Raw genomic sequence first — 19,763 nt, 5'->3', positions numbered from 1 at the left:
GAAGACAAAAAAGATGGTGACATGATCACTGCAAATGGACGACTCAAAGCGGTTTCTCTGCTTGCACGAAGCAAGAGGCCGGGCGGGAAAAAGCTAATTTAAATCAGCACAGTTCACCAGCTTGAGAGGATTGACGGAATCCATGTTTCGGCATTTATCTACCTCTGTTGTCAGGAATTCGATCCACTGCATGATCAATGCATCCAGCAACAGGACAGAAAGGGCAAAAATAACCAGCCAAAAATACTTTCGAATCATCCCGCATATCCTTTTCGTGCAACCATTCGTTGGGAATATACACGAAAATGTTATCGGCAGGTGTTGAGGAAAGATAAGTTTTTTGGCGGAATTCCAGCGAAAAAAAAGCGCGTCCCCATGCCGGTCCGCGCCTTTTAACTAGCAGTCTCTGATGGCTATCAGTTCATGCCATATTTTTTCAGTTTCTTACGCAGCGTACCACGGTTGATACCCATCATCAGGGCAGCGCGGGTTTGGTTGCCGCGGGTGTATTGCATCACCATGTCCAACAGTGGCTGTTCAACTTCAGCCAGTACCAGCTCATACAGGTCATTCACATCCTGACCATTCAGTTGAGCAAAATAGTTCTTCAGTGCCTGTTTAACCGAGTCACGCAGGGGTTTTTGAGTTACCTGATCCTGAGAGTTAACGGTAGAAACGGTCAGTACGTCAGAATTTACGCGTTGTTCGAACATAGTTCTGTCAGCTCTTTATTTCATTACGCAAGATTTTCGAAGTATGCCTCCAACGCCTCCAGCTGTTCGCTGGCATCCTCTATGGCGTTGAATGTGCGCCGAAACTGGTCATTTGGAGCGTGCTCCTGGAGATACCAGGAGACGTGTTTACGTGCAATTCGGTACCCTTTTGCCTGACCATAAAAGTCATGCAATTCCCGAACATGCGCGCAAAGCAAGCGCTTAACCTCTGCCAAAGGCAGTGGGGCGAGCAGCTCCCCAGTGTCCAGATAATGCTGGATTTCCCGAAAGATCCAGGGTCTTCCCTGAGCTGCACGGCCTATCATCAGGGCATCAGCCCCCGTATAGTCGAGTACAGCTCTGGCTTTAAGCGGGTCAGTGATGTCGCCATTCGCGATAATCGGAATGGAAACCTTCTGCTTAACTGCCCGAATGCTGTCGTACTCAGCATCTCCGTTGAACAAACAGGCGCGGGTGCGTCCATGAATGGTCAGAGCCTGAATGCCACAGTCTTCAGCCAGTTGGGCAATTTCTACGCAGTTACGGTGTTCCGGAGCCCAGCCAGTGCGAATCTTAAGCGTGACGGGCACATCCACTGCTTGCACTACCGCGCTCAGGATAGACTTCACCAGATCCGGGTATTGCAGCAGGGCAGAGCCCGCAAGCTTGCGATTCACTTTCTTTGCCGGGCAGCCCATATTGATATCAATAATCTGGGCGCCGCTTTTCACGTTGATACGTGCGGCTTCCGCCATTTCTTCCGGATCACTACCGGCAATTTGCACGGTACGAATACCGGGCTCATCGATATGCACCATCCGCAGTCTTGATTTGTCACTCTCCCAAACCTGCGGGTTGGAGGACATCATCTCGGATACCGTTAACCCGGCCCCCATCTCGTAGCACAACGTCCGGAACGGCCTGTCAGTAATGCCAGCCATTGGCGCTGCGATCAGTCGATTTCTGAGCTGGTGGTGTCCGATGCGCATGAGTTAAGAAATGACCATACTGTGACTGCAAGGCGGCGTATATTACGCATTTTTCGCACGAGATGAAAGGCCAAACTTTGACCAATCCACTGTCGCAGATCAATGAATCACAGCGTAAGACGGCTGGCGAAAATATTAATGATTTAAAATCATTGGCTTATATATCAATGGCGAATTTGTGAACAAATATAAATTCGTTAAACTTCTCTGTTTTTCTTCATCATGAGCCTGATCCAGCGACATATTTTGCTGTTTTAATCGTCAAAAAAGAGGGTGAAAATGAGATCAGACTCCCATTTTCACCCAGTGGAGCATTATGTTGCTGAATGCTTCTCGGCCTTATTACCCTGCCGTTGGGTTACATTTTCTGCCCGGTAATGCGGCACCATTCTTCTTTTTCCACCACGGCGTCGAGTGCGAAGGTTTCACGATAAGCTTCACATACGCTTTCAGCCTGGCTGGCGAGGATGCCGGAAAGGCCGAGCAGGCCGCCTGAGACCGGCAGTACGCTGATAAGCGGGGCAAGCTCACGTAAGGGGCCTGCCAAAATATTGGCGACCACCACGTCCGCCTGCATCGCGTCAGGCTGCTCATGTGGCAGATACAGTTCCAGACGTTCAGAGACGCCGTTGCGCTCTGCATTATCACGGCTCGCCTGAATGGCCTGCGGATCGATATCAATACCGATCGCTTTCGCCGCCCCCAGTTTCAGCGCCGCAATCGCCAGAATGCCGGAACCGCAGCCGAAGTCGATCACTGTTTTACCCGCGAGATCCAGGCCATCAAGCCATTGCAGGCACAATGACGTGGTCGGGTGCGTGCCAGTACCGAACGCCAGGCCCGGATCGAGCATCACGTTTACCGCGTTTTTGTCCGGCACATCACGCCAGCTCGGGCAGATCCAGAGACGTTCGCCAAAGCGCATCGGGTGGAAGTTATCCATCCACTCACGCTCCCAGTCTTTATCTTCAAGCTGTTCAATTTTGTGTGCGAAACCGGCACCCAGCAGCGGATGTTGCTCAAGGATCGCGACAACCTCATTCATGTCGGTTTCGGCGTCGAACAGGCCAATAACGTCGGTATCACCCCACAGGCGTGTCTCACCCGGCAGCGGTTCGAAGACCGGCGTGTCATGCGTGTCCTGAAAGGTGATGGAGACCGAGCCGGCCTCCATCAGCGCATCGCTAAGATCTTCGGCGTTAGCGCCGGTTGTATTCAGTTTTAGTTGGATCCACGGCATGGCAAAACTCTTTATTTATCAGTAGAAATCGTAGCAGGCTGTGAGGCGGGCTGACCGAAACGGTTCCCGACCACAAACGCCAGTAAACTTAACAGTAACGAAGGCACAATCGGATGGAAGCCCAGATACTGAATCTTAAACGTTGCAAGGACGGCATAAAGCACGCCGCCGACGAGCATGGCGCTTAGCGCGCCTGCCGCGTTGGCACGTTCCCAGTAAAGCCCCAGCACCAGCGGCCACAGGAAAACGGCTTCCAGCCCACCGAACGCCAGCAGGTTCAGCCAGATGATCATCTCCGGCGGTCGCCAGGCGGCAAGCATCATTAAAATACCGAGCACTAGGGTGATGATCATGGAAATGCGTTTCAGACGCTGCTCATTACGAAGTTGCTCCGGGCGCGTATTCAGCCAGAGATCTTTAATGATCGTAGCGGATGCCTGCAAAAGGTGCGCGTTAACATTCGACATAATCGCCGCCATTGGTGCGGCCAGGAACAACCCGGCGGCAAACGGCGGCAGCACTTCAACCATCAATGTCGGGATAACCAGGTCAGGTACTTTCAAATCAGGCAGCACTGCGCGTCCCAGTGCCCCGGCCAGATGCATACCCAGCATCAGAAGCGTCACCACAATGGTACCGATGATAATGCCCCGATGTACGGCTTTACTGTCTTTATAGGAGATGCAGCGAACGGCAGTGTGGGGAAGACCAATTACGCCGAAACAGACCAGTACCCAAAACGACGTCATAAACGCGGGGGAAAGAATGTCATCGCCCCCCTGCGGCGTCACCAGCTTCGGATCGATATGCTGTAATTTATCTACGGCACTGTGTAAGCCCCCTGCGGCATGGACCACACCGACCAGTAAGACAATAGTGCCAACCAGCATCACCATACCTTGCATGGTGTCATTCAGCACGCTGGCGCGAAAACCGCCAAATGCAGTGTAGAGCGCGATACTGATCCCGAATATCAGCAGCCCTGATTCATACTGAATACCGGCAGCGGTTTCCAGCAGGCGAGCACCGCCGATAAATTGCACGGCAATGGCCCCCACAAACGCAACCAGTAGGCTGATACTGGCTACCCACACTACGGTGCGGCTTTGATAGCGCGCCAGCAGCATATCGTTCAGTGTAATAGCGTTATAGCGGCGGGCGAGAATCGCAAATTTTTTGCCAAGAATACCCAGCGATAGCCAGATAGTGGGCACCTGAATCATCGCCAGCAGCACCCAACCCAAGCCGTATTTATAGGCTGCTCCTGGGCCGCCTATAAAAGAACTGGCGCTGATATAGGACGTGGTGAGCGTCATCGCCAGCACCAGTCCTCCCATCGAACGGCTGCCAAGAAAATACTCGGTCAGAAATGTCCCGGATGTACGCTGACGCATGGCATAGACCGACAAGCCCAGGACAATCAGCATGTAAGCAATCAGAGGAATAATGACTTCAAGCCGCATCGTTATCCTCCAGTGAGATATCGCGGAAGATAAAGCGCACCATCGCCCAACACAGCAGAATAAAAACCAGCGGCGTTAACAGGCAGGCCATTTCAAACCAGTGTGGTAATCCGGTAAACCCCATCATTGAATCTGGTAAGTAAGCAGTTACTAACCATGCGGCGAGGTAGAGGAGGGTCAGCCACAGCGCCCAGCGCGCTTCTTTGTGGGCCTGAACAAAACGCTTGTCCATTTTGTGTCCCATGTGGATAAAGAAAGCGGGGATTGTACCTTATGGATACTCCATGATCCCCTGAAATAAAAAAGGCCGGAAATCCGGCCTCTTGCATAGATACATCACCTGGTCTTACTTTTCGTTCAGACCGAGTTTCTTCTCCAGATAGTGGATATTGGTACCACCCTGCTGGAATTTCTCGTCGCTCATGATGCGCATCTGCAGATCTACGTTGGTTTTGATGCCGTCAATGATCAGCTCCTGCAGCGCATTCTTCATACGCGCAATTGCCACATCACGGTTCTCACCAAAGCAGATCAACTTGCCAATCATTGAGTCATAGTACGGCGGTACGGTGTAACCGGCGTAGATATGTGATTCCCAGCGCACGCCAAAACCGCCTGGCGCGTGGAAACGGGTGATTTTACCCGGGCTCGGCAGGAACGTATTCGGATCTTCGGCGTTGATACGGCATTCCACCGCATGGCCTTTCACCACCACTTCTTCCTGCTTGATGGACAGTGGCTGACCGGCAGCAATACGCAACTGCTCTTTGATCAGGTCCACGCCAGTGATCATTTCGGTCACCGGATGTTCCACCTGAATACGGGTGTTCATTTCGATAAAATAGAACTCACCGTTTTCGAACAGAAACTCAAACGTACCTGCCCCACGGTAGCCGATATCCACACAGGCTTTGGAGCAACGCTCGCCGATATAGCGACGCAATTCCGGGGTAATGCCCGGAGCCGGTGCTTCTTCGACAACTTTCTGGTGACGACGCTGCATGGAGCAGTCGCGTTCTGCCAGATAAATGGCGTTGCCCTGGCCGTCAGCCAGTACCTGGATCTCGATGTGACGAGGATTCTCCAGGTATTTTTCCATGTACACCATGTCATTGTTGAACGCCGCTTTGGCTTCAGCTTTAGTCATGGCAATGGACTGCGCCAGCTCAGCGTCACCGCGAACTACGCGCATACCGCGACCGCCGCCGCCGCCGGACGCCTTGATGATGACCGGGTAGCCAATGCGTTTGGCATGCGCGCGGTTGACATCCATATCGTCGCCCAGCGGGCCGTCGGAGCCCGGTACGGTCGGTACGCCCGCTTTCTTCATAGCGGTAATGGCCGACACTTTGTCACCCATCAGGCGGATGGTGTCGGCTTTCGGGCCGATGAAGATAAAGCCGGACTGCTCAACCTGCTCGGCAAAGTTGGCGTTCTCTGAGAGGAAACCATAACCGGGGTGAATCGCCACCGCGCCGGTGATCTCCGCCGCGCTGATGATAGCCGGGATGTTCAGATAGCTTTTTACGGATGGCGCCGGTCCGATACAGACCGTCTCATCCGCCAGGAGTACGTGTTTTAAATCGCGATCCGCAGTGGAGTGCACAGCGACGGTCTTGATGCCCAGTTCTTTACAGGCACGAAGAATACGCAGTGCAATCTCGCCGCGGTTGGCGATGACAATTTTATCCAGCATGTGCGCCTCGTTATTCGATGACGACCAGCGGCTCGTCAAACTCTACCGGCTGGCCACTTTCAACCAGAATGGCTTTCACTACGCCCGCTTTGTCGGCTTCGATCTGGTTCATCATTTTCATGGCTTCAACGATGCACAGGGTATCGCCTACATTGACTTTCTGGCCGACTTCACAGAACGCTTTTGCGTCCGGGCTCGGCGTGCGGTAGAAGGTCCCGACCATCGGGGAACGTACGATGTGACCACTGATTTGCGCTGCCGCAGGTTCTGCTGCCGTAGCCGGAGCTGCGGGAGCGACTGCGCCAGAAAGCGCAGGGGCTGGCTGCTGCATAACCGGAGCCGCATAAGCTTGCTGCATCACCGGGAAGCCCGTGTTCACCGGTGCGCGGCTGATGCGTACAGACTCTTCGCCTTCAGAAATTTCCAGTTCAGCGATGCCTGATTCTTCAACCAGTTCGATCAGTTTTTTAATCTTACGAATATCCATGAGTGGGTTCCGTACTCTTGTTTAGTTTGATTGTGACAGGCGTTTTACCGCCGTCTGTAAAGCGTATGTACAACTGCCAGCATCAGGTCCGAAGACCACGCCGGAAGCGATTTCGGAGAGCCAGGAATGATGGCGAGATGGTTCGTGCGCATGCATATTGCTTTGAGTGAACTCAGTAAAGTCGAAGGGTGCCATAGGTTTCCGACTTGCGTGCTCCCGGCATGTTAAGATTGGGGCCGTTTAAAAGCAAAATGCGCAACTTGCCAGCCATCGTGCTGCTATCTCCTGCAATTTTCCGGTAAAAAACAAAATATACCGTCATTGCGTGGTTGTCACCTTTTTGGGCCTTAAAAAGCCCTCCGGGCAAAACCAAAGTCGCACATTATAACTATTTCGTAGCATTTAGCAGCTAAATACTGGTCTTATCAGGGAAGATTATCAACCGCATTTGGTTTTAACCCTGCGATTGATAATGGAACTGCGGAGGACTGCACATATCGGAACTTTAGCGCCACCACTGGCGGAACTTCTTGTATCGCCACGCTAATAGCGCGAATGCAGCGGCTGCATAAAGGAGGGGCAATGGCGATAAAATCTTCACGGACCACAGATAATGGATGGGTGCCAGGATCGCGACCAGATAGACGAAGTTATGCAATTGTTGCCATCGTTTGCCCAATTTTCGCTGCGCCCACTGGGTAGATGTCGCTGCCAGTGCCAACAGGATAAACCAGCTAACAATTCCTAACATTAAATAAGGGCGCGTTGTCAGTTCCCGACCAAGTAGCGCCAGATTGTTGATGCCCAGCTCCAGCAATGCGTAACTGGTCAGATGCAATGTTGCCCATGCAAAACACCATAGTCCCAGTAAACGACGGGTGCGAATAAGCAACGGTTGTTTAGCGTAGCGCGCCAGTGGCGCAACCAGCAAGCCTGCCAGTAAAAATTTCAACGCCATTCTGCCGGTAAAATGTTGAATATCTTTTGCCGGGTCGGCGCTAAAATACCCCTGCGACGATGCCCAAAACAACCAGACAAACGGCAAAAAACCGGCCAGGTGCAGCAATACTTTAAGCCAGACAATCTGTTTCGCTGTTAAACGCACTCAAAAGTTCTCCCGCAGATCCAAACCACGATAAAGGGACGCCACTTCATCCGCATAACCATTAAAGAGAAGCGTAGGCTGGCGTTTTACATCCAGCACGCCACCGGATCCGATAAAGCGTTCGGTTGCTTGTGACCAGCGAGGATGGTCGACATGCGGATTCACGTTGGCAAAAAAACCATACTCATCTGGCGCCGCAAGGTTCCAGGTCGTCGGGGGACGTTCTTTCGTTAGCTTGATGCTGACTATCGATTTGATCCCTTTAAAGCCGTATTTCCACGGGACGGTCAGGCGGATCGGTGCCCCATTCTGCGGCGGCAACGCTTTCCCATAAACGCCAACAGACAACAACGTGAGGGGATGCATGGCTTCATCTATACGTAACCCTTCTACGTAAGGATATTCCAGGCCGCCGCCAATGAAGCGATCCTTCTGACCTGGCATCTCGTCGGGTGCGTAGAGGGTTTGAAATGCCACATATTTTGCGTTGCTGGTGGGTTCGACCAGGGAGAGCAGTTTATGCAGCGGGAAACCCGTCCATGGGATCACCATCGACCAGGCCTCAACGCAGCGCATGCGATAGATTCGTTCTTCCAGCGGGAAACGCGTGGTAAGCGCGTCATAATCGAGCGTAAGGGGTTTGGCTACTTCACCGTCAATTTTGAGCGTCCATGGATTGGTTTTCATGCTGCCTGCGTTGGCTGCGGGATCGGCTTTATCCAGACCAAACTCATAGAAATTGTTATAGCCCGTTACTTTATCTTCCGGAGTCAGCGTCAGCGTGTTTTGCCACTGGGCAGGTTTGCTGAACTGCAGGGGTTTGCCTGGCAAGGCTTTAGGGCGATCGTTTCCTTTAAACCAGTCAAGCAGATCGGCGCGTGCAGCAGGAGACAGACTCAGTGCAGCGGCACTGATGCCCAGCGTTTTCAGGATCTGGCGACGTCGCAGCATAAATACGGATTCGGCGGTGACATCGGCTTCGGTAAGTTTTTTCTTTTGCATAATCTTCCCCCTTTTCAATACTTGTAGCACGGCGAATATGCCGTCGGGGGATTATCACGAAAAATTGAAATCTGACTGTTTACTTCCCGCTGGCGGCCTTTACTCCCCAGGATGATTGGCAAAAAAATTCTGAGGGCTATACTCGCATAGTTGTATGCAATACTGATTGCCAGCGGCGTCAGGCCTGCTAGTATGCCGGGCTCATTTTCTAGTTAGCGCTTACTTAGTTTTCCCGGGTTTGCCGCGTCTCGTTCTTTTACACTACGGAGTTAACACAAGGATGCGATTAACGACGAAATTCTCAGCTTTTGTGACGCTACTAACGGGGCTGGCAATATTTGTTACCCTGCTTGGCTGCTCATTAAGCTTTTATAATGCCATCCAGTCTAAGGTAACGAACCGCGTAGAATCGGTTGCGGCGGTGGTCGATACCCGTTTGATTTTTATGTCTCCGTCTGCCATCTCATCTCATCTTGATGAATTGATGGTGCCAGTGGACATTGTGGGTATTGAGGTCCGTCAGGGAAAGAAAACCGTTCTGCAGCACACCCGCAAAAGCAGCTATCGTCCGGCCGGCAGTAATTACCAGTACCGTGAATTAGAGATTAATTCCCTTAAAAATCCGGGCATGACCATCACGCTGGTTTACCAGGACCCGATGGCTAACTATTTCCGTTCGCTGATGACTACCGTGCCGTTGACGCTGGCTATCGGCTTCATGGTCCTGATTATTTTCCTCTCCGTACGCTGGTTGCGCCGACAGCTCTCGGGGCAGGAGTTACTCGAACTTCGTTCTACCCGTATTCTTAATGGGGAGCGAGGAGCGCAGGCGCGCGGTTCTGTTTATGAATGGCCATCCCGCGCCAGCAGCGCGCTGGATGTTCTGCTTTCAGAAATCCAGTTTGCCAGCGACCAACGCAGCCATATTGACACGCTGATTCGCTCCTACGCCGCGCAGGATACTAAAACCGGTCTCAATAACCGTCTGTTCTTTGATAATCAACTGGCCACGCTGCTTGAGGATCAGGAGAAAGTCGGCGCACATGGCGTTGTCATGATGATCCGGCTACCCGATTTTGAATTATTGCGCGATAGCTGGGGGCGTCCCGCCGTTGAAGAGCATCTGTTTATGCTCATTAACCTGTTATCGACATTTATTATGCGTTATCCCGGCGCGCTGCTGGCGCGCTATCACCGCAGTGATTTTACCGTGCTGTTACCGCACCGGACATTAAAAGAAGCGGAAAGTATTGCCGGGCAGATTCTCAAAGCGGTGGACGGTCTGCAGCCCAGCAAAATGCTCGATCGCGAAGATATGATGCACATTGGTATTTGCGCCTGGCGTAGCGGTCAGTCGACACAACAGGTGATGGAACATGCCGAAGCGGCGACCCGTAATGCGGTACTGCAAGGGGGAAATAGCTGGTCGGTTTACGACGATACGCTACCGGAGCAGGGGCGCGGTAATGTTCGCTGGCGCACGCTCATTGAGCAAATGCTGAGTCGTGGCGGTCCGCGGGTCTACCAGAAGCCAGCAGTGAATCGCGAAGGGATTGTTCACCATCGCGAACTGATGTGCCGCATCTACGATGGCGACCTGGAAGTTATTTCTGCGGAATATATGCCCATGGTGCTGCAGTTTGGGCTGTCTGAGGAGTATGACCGGCTGCAAATCGGACGCCTCATTCCCTATTTACGTTACTGGCCGGAAGAAACCCTCGCCATGCAGGTGACGGTAGAGTCTCTGATTCGGCCACGTTTTCAGCGCTGGCTACGCGATACCTTGATGCAATGTGAAAAATCACAGCGTCGACGGATTATTTTTGAACTTGCCGAGGCTGATGTTTGTCAACATATCAGCCGGTTACAACCGGTGGTGCGGTTAATTAATGCGTTAGGCTCGCGCGTTGCTGTCACGCAGGCGGGTCTCACCCTGGTCAGTACCAGCTGGATTAAAGCGCTGGACGTTGAATTGCTCAAACTTCATCCTGGGATTGTCCGGAACATTGAGAAACGCACGGAAAATCAGTTACTGGTGCAAAGCCTCGTGGAGGCCTGCAAAGGTACGCATACGCGCGTTTTCGCCACTGGCGTTCGTTCGCGTGGCGAATGGCAGACGCTGATTGAATGTGGCGTTTCAGGTGGTCAGGGCGATTTTTTTGCCTCCTCCCAGCCGCTTGACACCAATGTGAAAAAATATTCGCAAAGATATTCGGTTTGAACTGCCGTTTAAGCCGTTTTCACGTAGAATAACGCGCGCTGTATCGCACGTATGGGGGTGTGCTTGTCTGCCCGCCAGATTGCCACAGCGCGAACGCTAGTTTTAACCTTTGACAGGTTGCAAACGCAGGGTAAGGATTACTCCCGCCATGGTTCACTCCTGAAGGAGTCAGGTTGTTTGTAACAAAGGAAACAAACTGCACTAATTTTCACCGTAGCAGATGATTTTTGCGCCTTGTCGCTGCTGCGTGTGGTTGGTAAAGTAAGCGGATTTTGTTTTCCGCCCCAGCTTTCAGGATTATCCCTTAGTATGTTGAAAAAATTTCGTGGCATGTTTTCCAATGACCTGTCCATTGACCTGGGTACCGCGAATACCCTGATTTATGTAAAAGGACAAGGCATCGTATTGAATGAGCCTTCCGTGGTAGCCATTCGCCAGGATCGTGCCGGTTCACCGAAAAGTGTGGCCGCGGTAGGTCATGAAGCTAAGCAGATGCTGGGCCGTACACCGGGCAACATCGCAGCTATCCGCCCGATGAAAGACGGTGTCATCGCCGACTTCTTCGTGACAGAAAAAATGCTCCAGCACTTTATCAAACAGGTGCACAGCAACAGTTTCATGCGTCCGAGCCCGCGCGTGCTGGTTTGTGTACCGGTTGGCGCGACCCAGGTAGAACGTCGTGCGATCCGTGAATCTGCTCAGGGTGCGGGTGCTCGGGAAGTCTTTCTGATTGAAGAACCGATGGCTGCGGCAATTGGCGCAGGCCTCCCGGTTTCTGAGGCAACCGGTTCGATGGTTGTCGATATCGGTGGTGGTACCACAGAAGTGGCCGTTATCTCTCTGAACGGCGTGGTGTACTCCTCCTCCGTGCGTATCGGTGGCGACCGTTTCGATGAAGCGATCATTAATTATGTGCGTCGTAACTACGGCTCTCTGATCGGTGAAGCGACCGCTGAACGTATTAAGCATGAGATCGGTTCTGCCTACCCGGGTGATGAAGTCCGCGAAATCGAAGTTCGTGGTCGTAACCTGGCAGAAGGCGTTCCGCGCGGCTTCACCCTGAACTCTAACGAAATTCTGGAAGCTCTGCAGGAACCGCTGACCGGTATTGTAAGCGCGGTGATGGTTGCACTGGAACAGTGCCCGCCAGAACTGGCGTCCGATATTTCTGAGCGCGGTATGGTTCTGACCGGTGGTGGCGCGTTACTGCGCAACCTTGACCGCCTGTTAATGGAAGAGACAGGTATTCCTGTCGTAGTTGCAGAAGATCCACTGACTTGCGTAGCGCGTGGCGGCGGCAAGGCGCTGGAAATGATCGATATGCACGGCGGCGATTTGTTCAGCGAAGAATAGTCTGATTCAGATTCGGGGCGAAGATGTCGCCCCGATTTGTCAGTCCTGAGAATACGCAAAGCCTATGAAGCCAATTTTTAGCCGTGGCCCGTCGCTACAGATTCGCCTTTTCCTGGCGGTGGTAGTGGCGCTCGGAGTCATTATTGCCGACAGCCGCCTCGGTACGTTCAGTCAAATTCGAACGTACATGGATACTGCCGTCAGTCCTTTCTACTTTATTTCCAACGGTCCTCGCGAATTATTAGATAGCGTTTCACAAACGATCTCGTCGCGCGATCAACTTGAGCTTGAAAATCGGGCATTGCGTCAGGAACTGCTGTTGAAAAACAGCGAGCTGCTGATGTTAGGGCAATATAAACAGGAGAACGCGCGACTGCGCGAGCTGCTGGGTTCGCCGCTGCGTCAGGACGAACAGAAAATGGTCACTCAGGTTATCTCGACGGTCAACGATCCCTATAGCGATCAGGTTGTTATCGACAAAGGCAGCGTAAACGGTGTCTATGAAGGCCAGCCGGTCATCAGCGATAAAGGCGTGGTAGGCCAGGTTGTCGCGGTGGCTAAACTGACCAGTCGGGTGTTGTTGATTTGTGATGCGACCCATGCGCTACCGATTCAGGTGCTGCGTAATGATATTCGCGTTATTGCCGCAGGCAATGGCTGTACTGACGATCTGCAACTGGAACATTTGCCGGCAAATACCGATATTCGGGTAGGCGATGTGCTGGTGACATCCGGTCTGGGTGGACGTTTCCCGGAAGGTTATCCTGTTGGGGTGGTCTCCTCGGTAAAACTCGACACGCAGCGGGCGTATACCGTTATCCAGGCGCGTCCTACCGCAGGTTTGCAGCGTCTACGCTACTTACTCTTGCTGTGGGGGGCCGATCGTAACGGCACAAATCCGATGACGCCGGAAGAAGTACACCGTGTGGCTAATGAACGCCTGATGCAGATGATGCCGCAAGTATTGCCTGCGCCAGATGCCATGGGGCCGCCTGCGCCGATTCCTGCACCTGCAACTGGTATTGCCGGGCCACCGTCACCTTCTCAAGGTACCCGGGGAGGCCAATAGTGGCAAGTTACCGTAGCCAGGGGCGCTGGGTTATCTGGCTCTCGTTTCTTATCGCATTGTTGCTTCAAATTATGCCCTGGCCGGATGACATTCTTGTCTACCGGCCAAACTGGGTGTTGCTTATCCTGCTTTACTGGATTCTGGCGCTACCGCACCGCGTAAATGTCGGCACAGGTTTCGTTATGGGTGCCATACTGGATCTCATTAGCGGATCCACACTTGGCGTTCGTGCGTTGTCTCTGAGCATTATCGCCTACCTGGTCGCGCTTAAATTTCAACTGTTCCGTAACCTGGCGCTGTGGCAACAGGCGCTGGTGGTGATGGTTTTGTCGCTGGCAACCGAAGTCATCGTCTTCTGGGCAGAGTTTTTGGTCATTAATGTCTCCTTCAAACCAGAGATTTTCTGGAGTAGCTTCGTTAATGGCGTGCTTTGGCCGTGGCTTTTCCTGCTTATGCGTAAAATTCGCCAACAGTTTGCCGTGCAATAAAGGTTTCTATGACATCGATTTGGCTTGCCTCTGGTTCCCCGCGTCGTCAGGAACTGCTCACTCAATTGGGCGTCACCTTCGAGCGAATTATTCCCGGTATTGAAGAGCAACGTCGGGCGCAAGAAAGCGCCCAACATTATGTTGTACGGCTGGCAAGGGAAAAGGCGCGTGCAGGTGTGGCGATGGTTTCCCGCGATTTACCGGTGCTGGGCGCAGACACCATTGTCATATTTAATGGTGAAGTGCTTGAAAAACCGAAAGACTCCTCGCATGCTGCTAAAATGCTGCGACAGCTCTCTGGTCAGACCCATCAGGTGATGACGGCCGTCGCACTGGCGGACAACCAACACCTGCTGGATTGTCTGGTGACAACCGAGGTGACGTTCCGAGCCCTTTCTGATGATGATATTGCTGCCTATGTTGCCAGCGGTGAGCCGATGGACAAAGCAGGCGCGTATGGCATTCAGGGGCTGGGCGGCTGTTTTGTCAGAAAAATAAACGGGAGTTATCACGCTGTGGTGGGTTTACCGCTGGTAGAGACCTGGGAACTGTTGAGCAACTTTAACGCATTGCGCGAGGGAAGAGACAATCATGACGGCTGAATTGTTAGTTAACATTACGCCATCGGAAACACGCGTGGCCTATATCGATGGCGGTATCCTGCAAGAGATTCACATCGAACGTGAAGCGCGACGCGGGATTGTAGGCAATATCTACAAGGGTCGGGTCAGTCGCGTACTGCCTGGTATGCAGGCGGCTTTTGTAGATATTGGTCTGGATAAGGCCGCGTTTCTTCATGCCTCGGACATTATGCCTCACACCGAATGTGTGGCGGGGGAAGAGCAGAAGAACTTCACCGTTCGTGATATTTCTGAGCTGGTGCGCCAGGGGCAGGACCTGATGGTACAGGTGGTGAAAGATCCGCTGGGTACCAAAGGCGCTCGCCTGACCACAGACATCACCTTACCTTCACGTTATCTGGTCTTCATGCCAGGCGCATCACATGTCGGAGTTTCTCAGCGAATCGAAAGCGAGGCTGAACGCGAGCGACTCAAGCAGGTTGTTTCTGAGTATTGTGATGAGCAGGGCGGCTTCATTATTCGTACGGCGGCAGAAGGGGTGTGCAATGAAGATCTCGCCGCAGATGCAGCCTACCTCAAGCGGGTATGGACGAAGGTAATGGAGCGTAAAAAGCGTCAGCAGACCCGGTGTAAGCTCTACGGCGAACTGGCGCTGGCGCAGCGTGTGCTGCGAGATTTTGCCGATGCGCAACTCGACCGGATCCGCGTTGACTCACGGTTGACTTATGAGATGTTGCTGGAGTTCACCGCGGAATACATGCCGGAAATGACCAGCATGATTGAACATTACAGCGGTCGCCAGCCGATATTCGATCTCTACGATGTTGAGAATGAAATTCAGCGCGCGCTGGAAAGAAAAGTGGAACTGAAATCCGGCGGCTATCTGGTTATTGACCAGACCGAAGCGATGACGACGGTGGATATCAACACCGGGGCGTTTGTCGGCCACCGTAATCTCGATGACACCATTTTCAATACCAATATTGAAGCCACGCAGGCCATCGCTCGCCAACTGCGTTTACGTAATCTTGGCGGCATTATCATCATTGATTTCATTGACATGAATAATGACGACCATCGTCGCCGTGTTCTGCACTCACTGGAACAAGCGCTGAGCAAAGACCGGGTGAAGACCAGCATCAACGGCTTCTCCCAGCTCGGCCTGGTCGAGATGACCCGTAAACGTACCCGTGAAAGCGTGGAACATGTTCTCTGTAATGAATGCCCAACCTGCCATGGACGAGGCACAGTAAAAACGGTGGAAACCGTCTGCTACGAAATCATGCGCGAGATTGTTCGCGTACACCATGCTTACGACTCGGATCGTTTCCTGGTCTATGCTTCTCCTGCTGTGGCGGAAACCCTGAAAGGGGAAGAGTCCCATGCGCTGGCTGAGGTAGAAATCTTCGTCGGTAAGCAAGTTAAAGTGCAAATTGAGCCGCTCTATAATCAGGAGCAGTTTGATGTGGTGATGATGTAAAAGACGATTACGTCCAGACGTTTGTTGACAAGGAGAGGTGCGTGAGGCGATTGCCGGGGATATTGCTGCTTACAGGGGCGACACTGGTGGTGATAGTGGCGCTGCTGGTAAGTGGCCTGCGCCTTGTCCTGCCCCATCTGGATAGCTGGCGCCCTGAAATCCTGGCGAAAATTCAGGCGCAAACCGGCATTGTGGTCGATGCGAGTCATCTGAACGCCAGTTGGGAAAATTTCGGCCCTATCCTCGACGTTCGTGATGTTAAAGCCACCCTCAAAGATGGCGGCGATCTGTCCGTTAAACGTGTTACCCTGGCGCTGGACGTCTGGCAAAGTCTGCTACAAATGCGCTGGCAGTTCCGCGACCTCACGTTTTATCAGTTAGCTGTACGCACAAATACCCCCTTGCAGCGCAATGACGATGGTAATGCGATCGAAACTGACCGCATCCGGGATCTGTTCCTTCGCCAGTTCGATCACTTCGATCTGCGCGACAGTCGACTTAGCTTTTTGACGCTCTCCGGCCAGCGCGCCGAACTCGCGATCCCGCAATTGACCTGGCTTAACAGCGATGATCGACACCGCGCAGAGGGCCAGGTGAGCCTGTCCAGTCTGACCGGACAACACGGCGTTATGCAGGTAAGAATGGATTTGCGCGATGACCGGGGCATTCTCAATAATGGCCGGCTGTGGCTACAGGCAGACGACATTGACGTTAAGCCCTGGCTTAATAAATGGATGCAGGACAACGTTGCGCTGGATAGCGCCCGTTTTAGCCTTGAAGGCTGGATGACCCTTAACAAAGGTGTGGTGGAAAGTGGCGATGTCTGGCTTAAAAAGGGCGGCGCCAGTTGGCAGGGCGACAACGACACACACCATCTCCTGGTCGATAACCTGACGGCACACGTCTCGCGTCAGCAACAGGGCTGGCAATTTGATATTCCTACAACGCGCATCACAATGGATGGCAACCCGTGGCCGCAAGGCTCGCTGGCCTTTGCGTGGGTGCCTGCCCAGGAAACGGGGGGCGCAAACGACCAGCGCAGTGATGAATTACGCGTCAGGGCCAGTCGTCTCGAGCTGAATGCGCTTGACGGTATGCTGCCGATTGCCGAAAAAATTTCTCCAGAGCTGGGGAAAGTGTGGCGGACGATGGCGCCAGCAGGGTTGCTGGAAAACCTGGCGCTGGATATTCCGCTACAGGCGACGGAAAAAACGCGCTTCCAGGCTAGATGGAAAAACATTTCCTGGAAACAGTGGGAACTGCTGCCAGGCGTTGAGAACCTTTCCGGTACGTTATCCGGCAGCGTTGAAAATGGGCGTGTAACGATCGACATGGCAAAGGCGAAAATGCCTTATGCCACCGTTTTCCGTGCGCCGCTGGAAATAGATAAAGGGGTGGCGACCCTTGCCTGGCAAAACGATGAACGTGGTCTGCAGATTGATGGGCATGATATCGACGTGCAGGCGAATGCAATTCATGCCAGGGGCGATTTCCGCTATCTCCAGCCGGAAGGCGACGAGCCGTGGCTGGGTATTCTGGCAGGCATTAATGTGACCGATGGCGGCCAGGCATGGCGTTATTTCCCGGAAAACCTGATGGGTAAAGCGCTGGTAGATTACCTTAGTGCGGCCATTCAGGGCGGGCAGGCGGACAACGCGACGCTGGTCTATGGCGGTAACCCGCGGCTGTTTCCCTATAAGCACAATGAAGGGCAGTTTGAGGTGCTGGTGCCGTTACGTAATGCCACCTTTGCCTTCCAGCCAGACTGGCCGGCGCTGAAAAATTTCGATATTCAGCTCGATTTCATCAATGATGGCCTGTGGATGAAGACGGATGACGTGGCATTAGGCGGTGTCAAAGCCACAAACCTGACGGCTGTCATTCCGGATTACCTCAAAGAGAAATTGCTCATTGATGCCGATATCAACGGGCCGGGGAAAGCGGTTGGACCCTATTTTAAAGATACGCCGCTGAAAGATACGCTTTCTACAGCCCTTGATGAACTCCAGTTGGATGGTGATGTGAGTGCTCGCTTACATCTTGATATTCCGCTCGACGGCGAAATGACGACGGCGAAAGGCGATGTCGTTCTCAATCACAATAACCTGTTCATTAAACCGCTTAACAGCACGGTGAAGGATCTACGGGGTGCGTTCAGCTTTGTGAACGGCAATTTGAAAAGCGAACCACTGCAGGCGATGTGGTTTAACCAGCCTGTGAACATTGATTTCACGACTACCGAAGGGGCGAAAGCCTATCAGGTAGCGGTGAATCTCAATGGCAACTGGCAGCCGGCGAAAACGGGCGTAATGCCGCAACAAGTCAGTGATGCGGTGAGCGGCAGTATGGGCTGGAAAGGCAAAGTAGACATCGAATTGCCGCATAGCGCCGGGGCGAAATATAACGTTAGTATCGACGGTGACTTGACGGGTATCGCCAGTCGCCTGCCACCGCCGCTTGATAAGCCTGCAGGGAAGGCGTTGCCGGTGAAGGTAAATGTTGAAGGCAATCTGCGCAGTTTCGATCTGACCGGCAGCGCAGGCAATAACAACCACTTCAACAGTCGCTGGTTACTCAACCAGAAACTCACCCTCGACAGGGCAATCTGGACCTCAGATAGCCGCACGATGCCGCCACTGCCTGAGCAGGCCGGTCTTGAGTTGAATCTGCCGCCAATGAATGGCGCGCAGTGGCTGGGCCTGCTGCATCAGGGGGTCGCCAACAATGTCAGCAATGCGACCGCGTTCCCGGCCAGTGTTACGCTGCGTACGCCTGCTCTCACGTTGGCTGGCCAGCAATGGAACAATCTGAGTATTGTCTCGCAGCCCCAGGCCTCTGGGTCAGTTGTTGAAGTGCAAGGTCGTGAAATCAACGGGACGTTTACGCTGCAGGATAACGCACCGTGGCAGGCTGCGATTCGCTATCTTTATTACAACCCGTCTGCAACGGCATCGGATGACAACGACATCTCTTCGCCGTCGACGTTGCTGCGCGGCAAGATGCAGGTGGATTTCACCGGCTGGCCGGATCTGCAACTGCGCTGTGCGGAGTGCTGGCTATGGGGACAAAAGTATGGCCGCATTGAGGGCGATTTTGCGATTAAAGGAGATACCCTGTCGCTGGCGAATGGCCTGATAGACAGTGGTTTTGTCCGCCTGACTGCCGATGGCGAGTGGGTCAATAAAATCGGTGGTGAACGGACTTCACTGAAAGGCACCTTGCACGGCGACAAAATCGATTCGGCGATGAATTTCTTTGGCATTTCAACGCCTGTGCGCAATGCGCCGTTTGATGTGAACTATGATTTACACTGGCGTAGCGCGCCATGGCAGCCGCAGGAAGAGTCGCTTAACGGTATTCTGCGCACTCGCCTTGGCAAAGGCGATATTACCGATATCAGTACCGGGCACGCCGGGCAGCTGCTGCGCCTGTTTAGCGTCGATGCGTTGCTGCGCAAGCTTCGTTTCGATTTCAGCGACACGTTCAGTAGTGAAGGGTTCTACTTTGACTCTATCCGCAGTGCGGCATGGATCAAAGATGGTGTTCTGCATACTGATGATACGCTGGTGGACGGCCTGGAAGCCGATATTGCGATGAAAGGGTCGGTGGATCTGGTACAGCGCCAATTAGATGTTGAGGCAGTTGTCGCCCCGGAAATCTCAGCAACGGTAGGTGTTGCGGCCGCCTTTGCCGTCAACCCTATTGTTGGTGCGGCGGTGTTCGCCGCCAGTAAAGTTTTGGGGCCGCTGTGGAATAAAGTCTCCATTTTGCGTTATCGCATTACCGGTCCGGTAGACAAACCACAAATCAATGAAGTCTTACGCCAGCCGCGTACAGATAAAAAGCAATGATTTGACGGCGTCGGCGAATTGCCTC

17 protein-coding genes and 1 pseudogene are annotated in these 19,763 nt (G+C 53.0%); 7 read left to right on the top strand and 11 right to left on the bottom strand.

Going from position 1 to position 19,763, the window contains the following annotated elements; all coding sequences use genetic code 11:
- Positions 1-93: 93 nt before the first annotated feature.
- The 11 genes and pseudogenes from L2097_RS21500 to msrP all read right to left on the bottom strand — a co-directional run bounded on the left by L2097_RS21500 (position 94) and on the right by msrP (position 8,695).
- Positions 94-258 (bottom strand): DUF2556 family protein, encoded by a 165-nt coding sequence (locus tag L2097_RS21500; RefSeq protein WP_039077398.1) that lies wholly within the window; start codon positions 256-258, stop codon positions 94-96.
- A 158-nt stretch (positions 259-416) separates the two neighbouring features.
- The gene (gene fis / locus L2097_RS21495; protein ID WP_000462905.1) at positions 417-713 is read right to left on the bottom strand and encodes a DNA-binding transcriptional regulator Fis; all 297 of its coding nucleotides are present in this window, start codon (positions 711-713) and stop codon (positions 417-419) included.
- Between the two features lie 23 nt (positions 714-736).
- A complete protein-coding gene (gene dusB, locus L2097_RS21490) occupies positions 737-1,702 on the bottom strand; it encodes a tRNA dihydrouridine synthase DusB (RefSeq protein ID WP_250353633.1) in 966 nt (321 codons plus the stop codon).
- Positions 1,703-2,060: 358 nt separating this feature from the next.
- On the bottom strand, positions 2,061-2,942 hold the full coding sequence (gene prmA / locus L2097_RS21485; RefSeq protein ID WP_250353632.1) for a 50S ribosomal protein L11 methyltransferase: 882 nt from the start codon (positions 2,940-2,942) through the stop codon (positions 2,061-2,063).
- An 11-nt stretch (positions 2,943-2,953) separates the two neighbouring features.
- Positions 2,954-4,405 (bottom strand): sodium/pantothenate symporter, encoded by a 1,452-nt coding sequence (gene panF / locus L2097_RS21480; RefSeq protein ID WP_229220343.1) that lies wholly within the window; start codon positions 4,403-4,405, stop codon positions 2,954-2,956.
- Complete coding sequence (locus L2097_RS21475; RefSeq protein ID WP_047372900.1) at positions 4,395-4,637, bottom strand: YhdT family protein; 243 nt, start codon at positions 4,635-4,637, stop codon at positions 4,395-4,397. Before L2097_RS21475 ends, panF begins: the two co-directional genes overlap by 11 nt.
- A 114-nt stretch (positions 4,638-4,751) precedes the next feature.
- Positions 4,752-6,101 (bottom strand): acetyl-CoA carboxylase biotin carboxylase subunit, encoded by a 1,350-nt coding sequence (gene accC, locus L2097_RS21470; protein WP_039077403.1) that lies wholly within the window; start codon positions 6,099-6,101, stop codon positions 4,752-4,754.
- Positions 6,102-6,111: 10 nt separating this feature from the next.
- Positions 6,112-6,588 carry an acetyl-CoA carboxylase biotin carboxyl carrier protein gene (gene accB / locus L2097_RS21465; RefSeq protein ID WP_039077404.1) on the bottom strand — a complete coding sequence of 159 codons (477 nt, stop codon included), beginning with the start codon at positions 6,586-6,588 and terminating at the stop codon, positions 6,112-6,114.
- A gap of 21 nt (positions 6,589-6,609) precedes the next feature.
- Positions 6,610-6,859 (bottom strand): annotated as a pseudogene (locus tag L2097_RS21460) (type II 3-dehydroquinate dehydratase).
- Positions 6,860-7,093: 234 nt separating this feature from the next.
- Complete coding sequence (gene msrQ, locus L2097_RS21455) at positions 7,094-7,693, bottom strand: protein-methionine-sulfoxide reductase heme-binding subunit MsrQ (protein WP_047372901.1); 600 nt, start codon at positions 7,691-7,693, stop codon at positions 7,094-7,096.
- The gene (gene msrP, locus L2097_RS21450) at positions 7,694-8,695 is read right to left on the bottom strand and encodes a protein-methionine-sulfoxide reductase catalytic subunit MsrP (RefSeq protein WP_047372902.1); all 1,002 of its coding nucleotides are present in this window, start codon (positions 8,693-8,695) and stop codon (positions 7,694-7,696) included.
- Between the two features lie 280 nt (positions 8,696-8,975).
- On the opposite strand from msrP, the gene csrD reads away from it, so the two are divergent.
- The 7 genes from csrD (at position 8,976) to yhdP (ending at position 19,738) form a co-directional block, all read left to right on the top strand.
- Positions 8,976-10,916 (top strand): RNase E specificity factor CsrD, encoded by a 1,941-nt coding sequence (csrD, locus tag L2097_RS21445; protein WP_085005565.1) that lies wholly within the window; start codon positions 8,976-8,978, stop codon positions 10,914-10,916.
- A 309-nt stretch (positions 10,917-11,225) separates the two neighbouring features.
- Positions 11,226-12,269 carry a rod shape-determining protein MreB gene (gene mreB, locus L2097_RS21440; protein ID WP_006818047.1) on the top strand — a complete coding sequence of 348 codons (1,044 nt, stop codon included), beginning with the start codon at positions 11,226-11,228 and terminating at the stop codon, positions 12,267-12,269.
- A gap of 64 nt (positions 12,270-12,333) precedes the next feature.
- The gene (mreC, locus tag L2097_RS21435) at positions 12,334-13,338 is read left to right on the top strand and encodes a rod shape-determining protein MreC (RefSeq protein ID WP_047372903.1); all 1,005 of its coding nucleotides are present in this window, start codon (positions 12,334-12,336) and stop codon (positions 13,336-13,338) included.
- Complete coding sequence (gene mreD / locus L2097_RS21430; RefSeq protein ID WP_039077409.1) at positions 13,338-13,826, top strand: rod shape-determining protein MreD; 489 nt, start codon at positions 13,338-13,340, stop codon at positions 13,824-13,826. The genes mreC and mreD overlap by 1 nt, the downstream gene beginning before the upstream one ends.
- 8 nt (positions 13,827-13,834) lie before the next feature.
- Complete coding sequence (locus L2097_RS21425) at positions 13,835-14,428, top strand: Maf family protein (RefSeq protein ID WP_047372904.1); 594 nt, start codon at positions 13,835-13,837, stop codon at positions 14,426-14,428.
- Positions 14,418-15,887, top strand: a complete 1,470-nt coding sequence (rng, locus tag L2097_RS21420) for a ribonuclease G (RefSeq protein WP_047372905.1) — start codon at positions 14,418-14,420, stop codon at positions 15,885-15,887. The genes L2097_RS21425 and rng overlap by 11 nt, the downstream gene beginning before the upstream one ends.
- A gap of 41 nt (positions 15,888-15,928) precedes the next feature.
- Positions 15,929-19,738 (top strand): AsmA2 domain-containing protein YhdP, encoded by a 3,810-nt coding sequence (gene yhdP / locus L2097_RS21415; protein ID WP_250353631.1) that lies wholly within the window; start codon positions 15,929-15,931, stop codon positions 19,736-19,738.
- Positions 19,739-19,763 lie beyond the last annotated feature (25 nt).

The sequence above is a fragment of the Citrobacter sp. MNAZ 1397 genome, assembly GCF_023613995.1.
In the GTDB taxonomy this organism is placed as follows: Bacteria; Pseudomonadota; Gammaproteobacteria; order Enterobacterales; family Enterobacteriaceae; genus Phytobacter; species Phytobacter ursingii.
The sequence above is the reverse complement of the archived record's forward strand: the minus strand, read 5'-3'. Positions and strand labels throughout refer to the sequence as shown.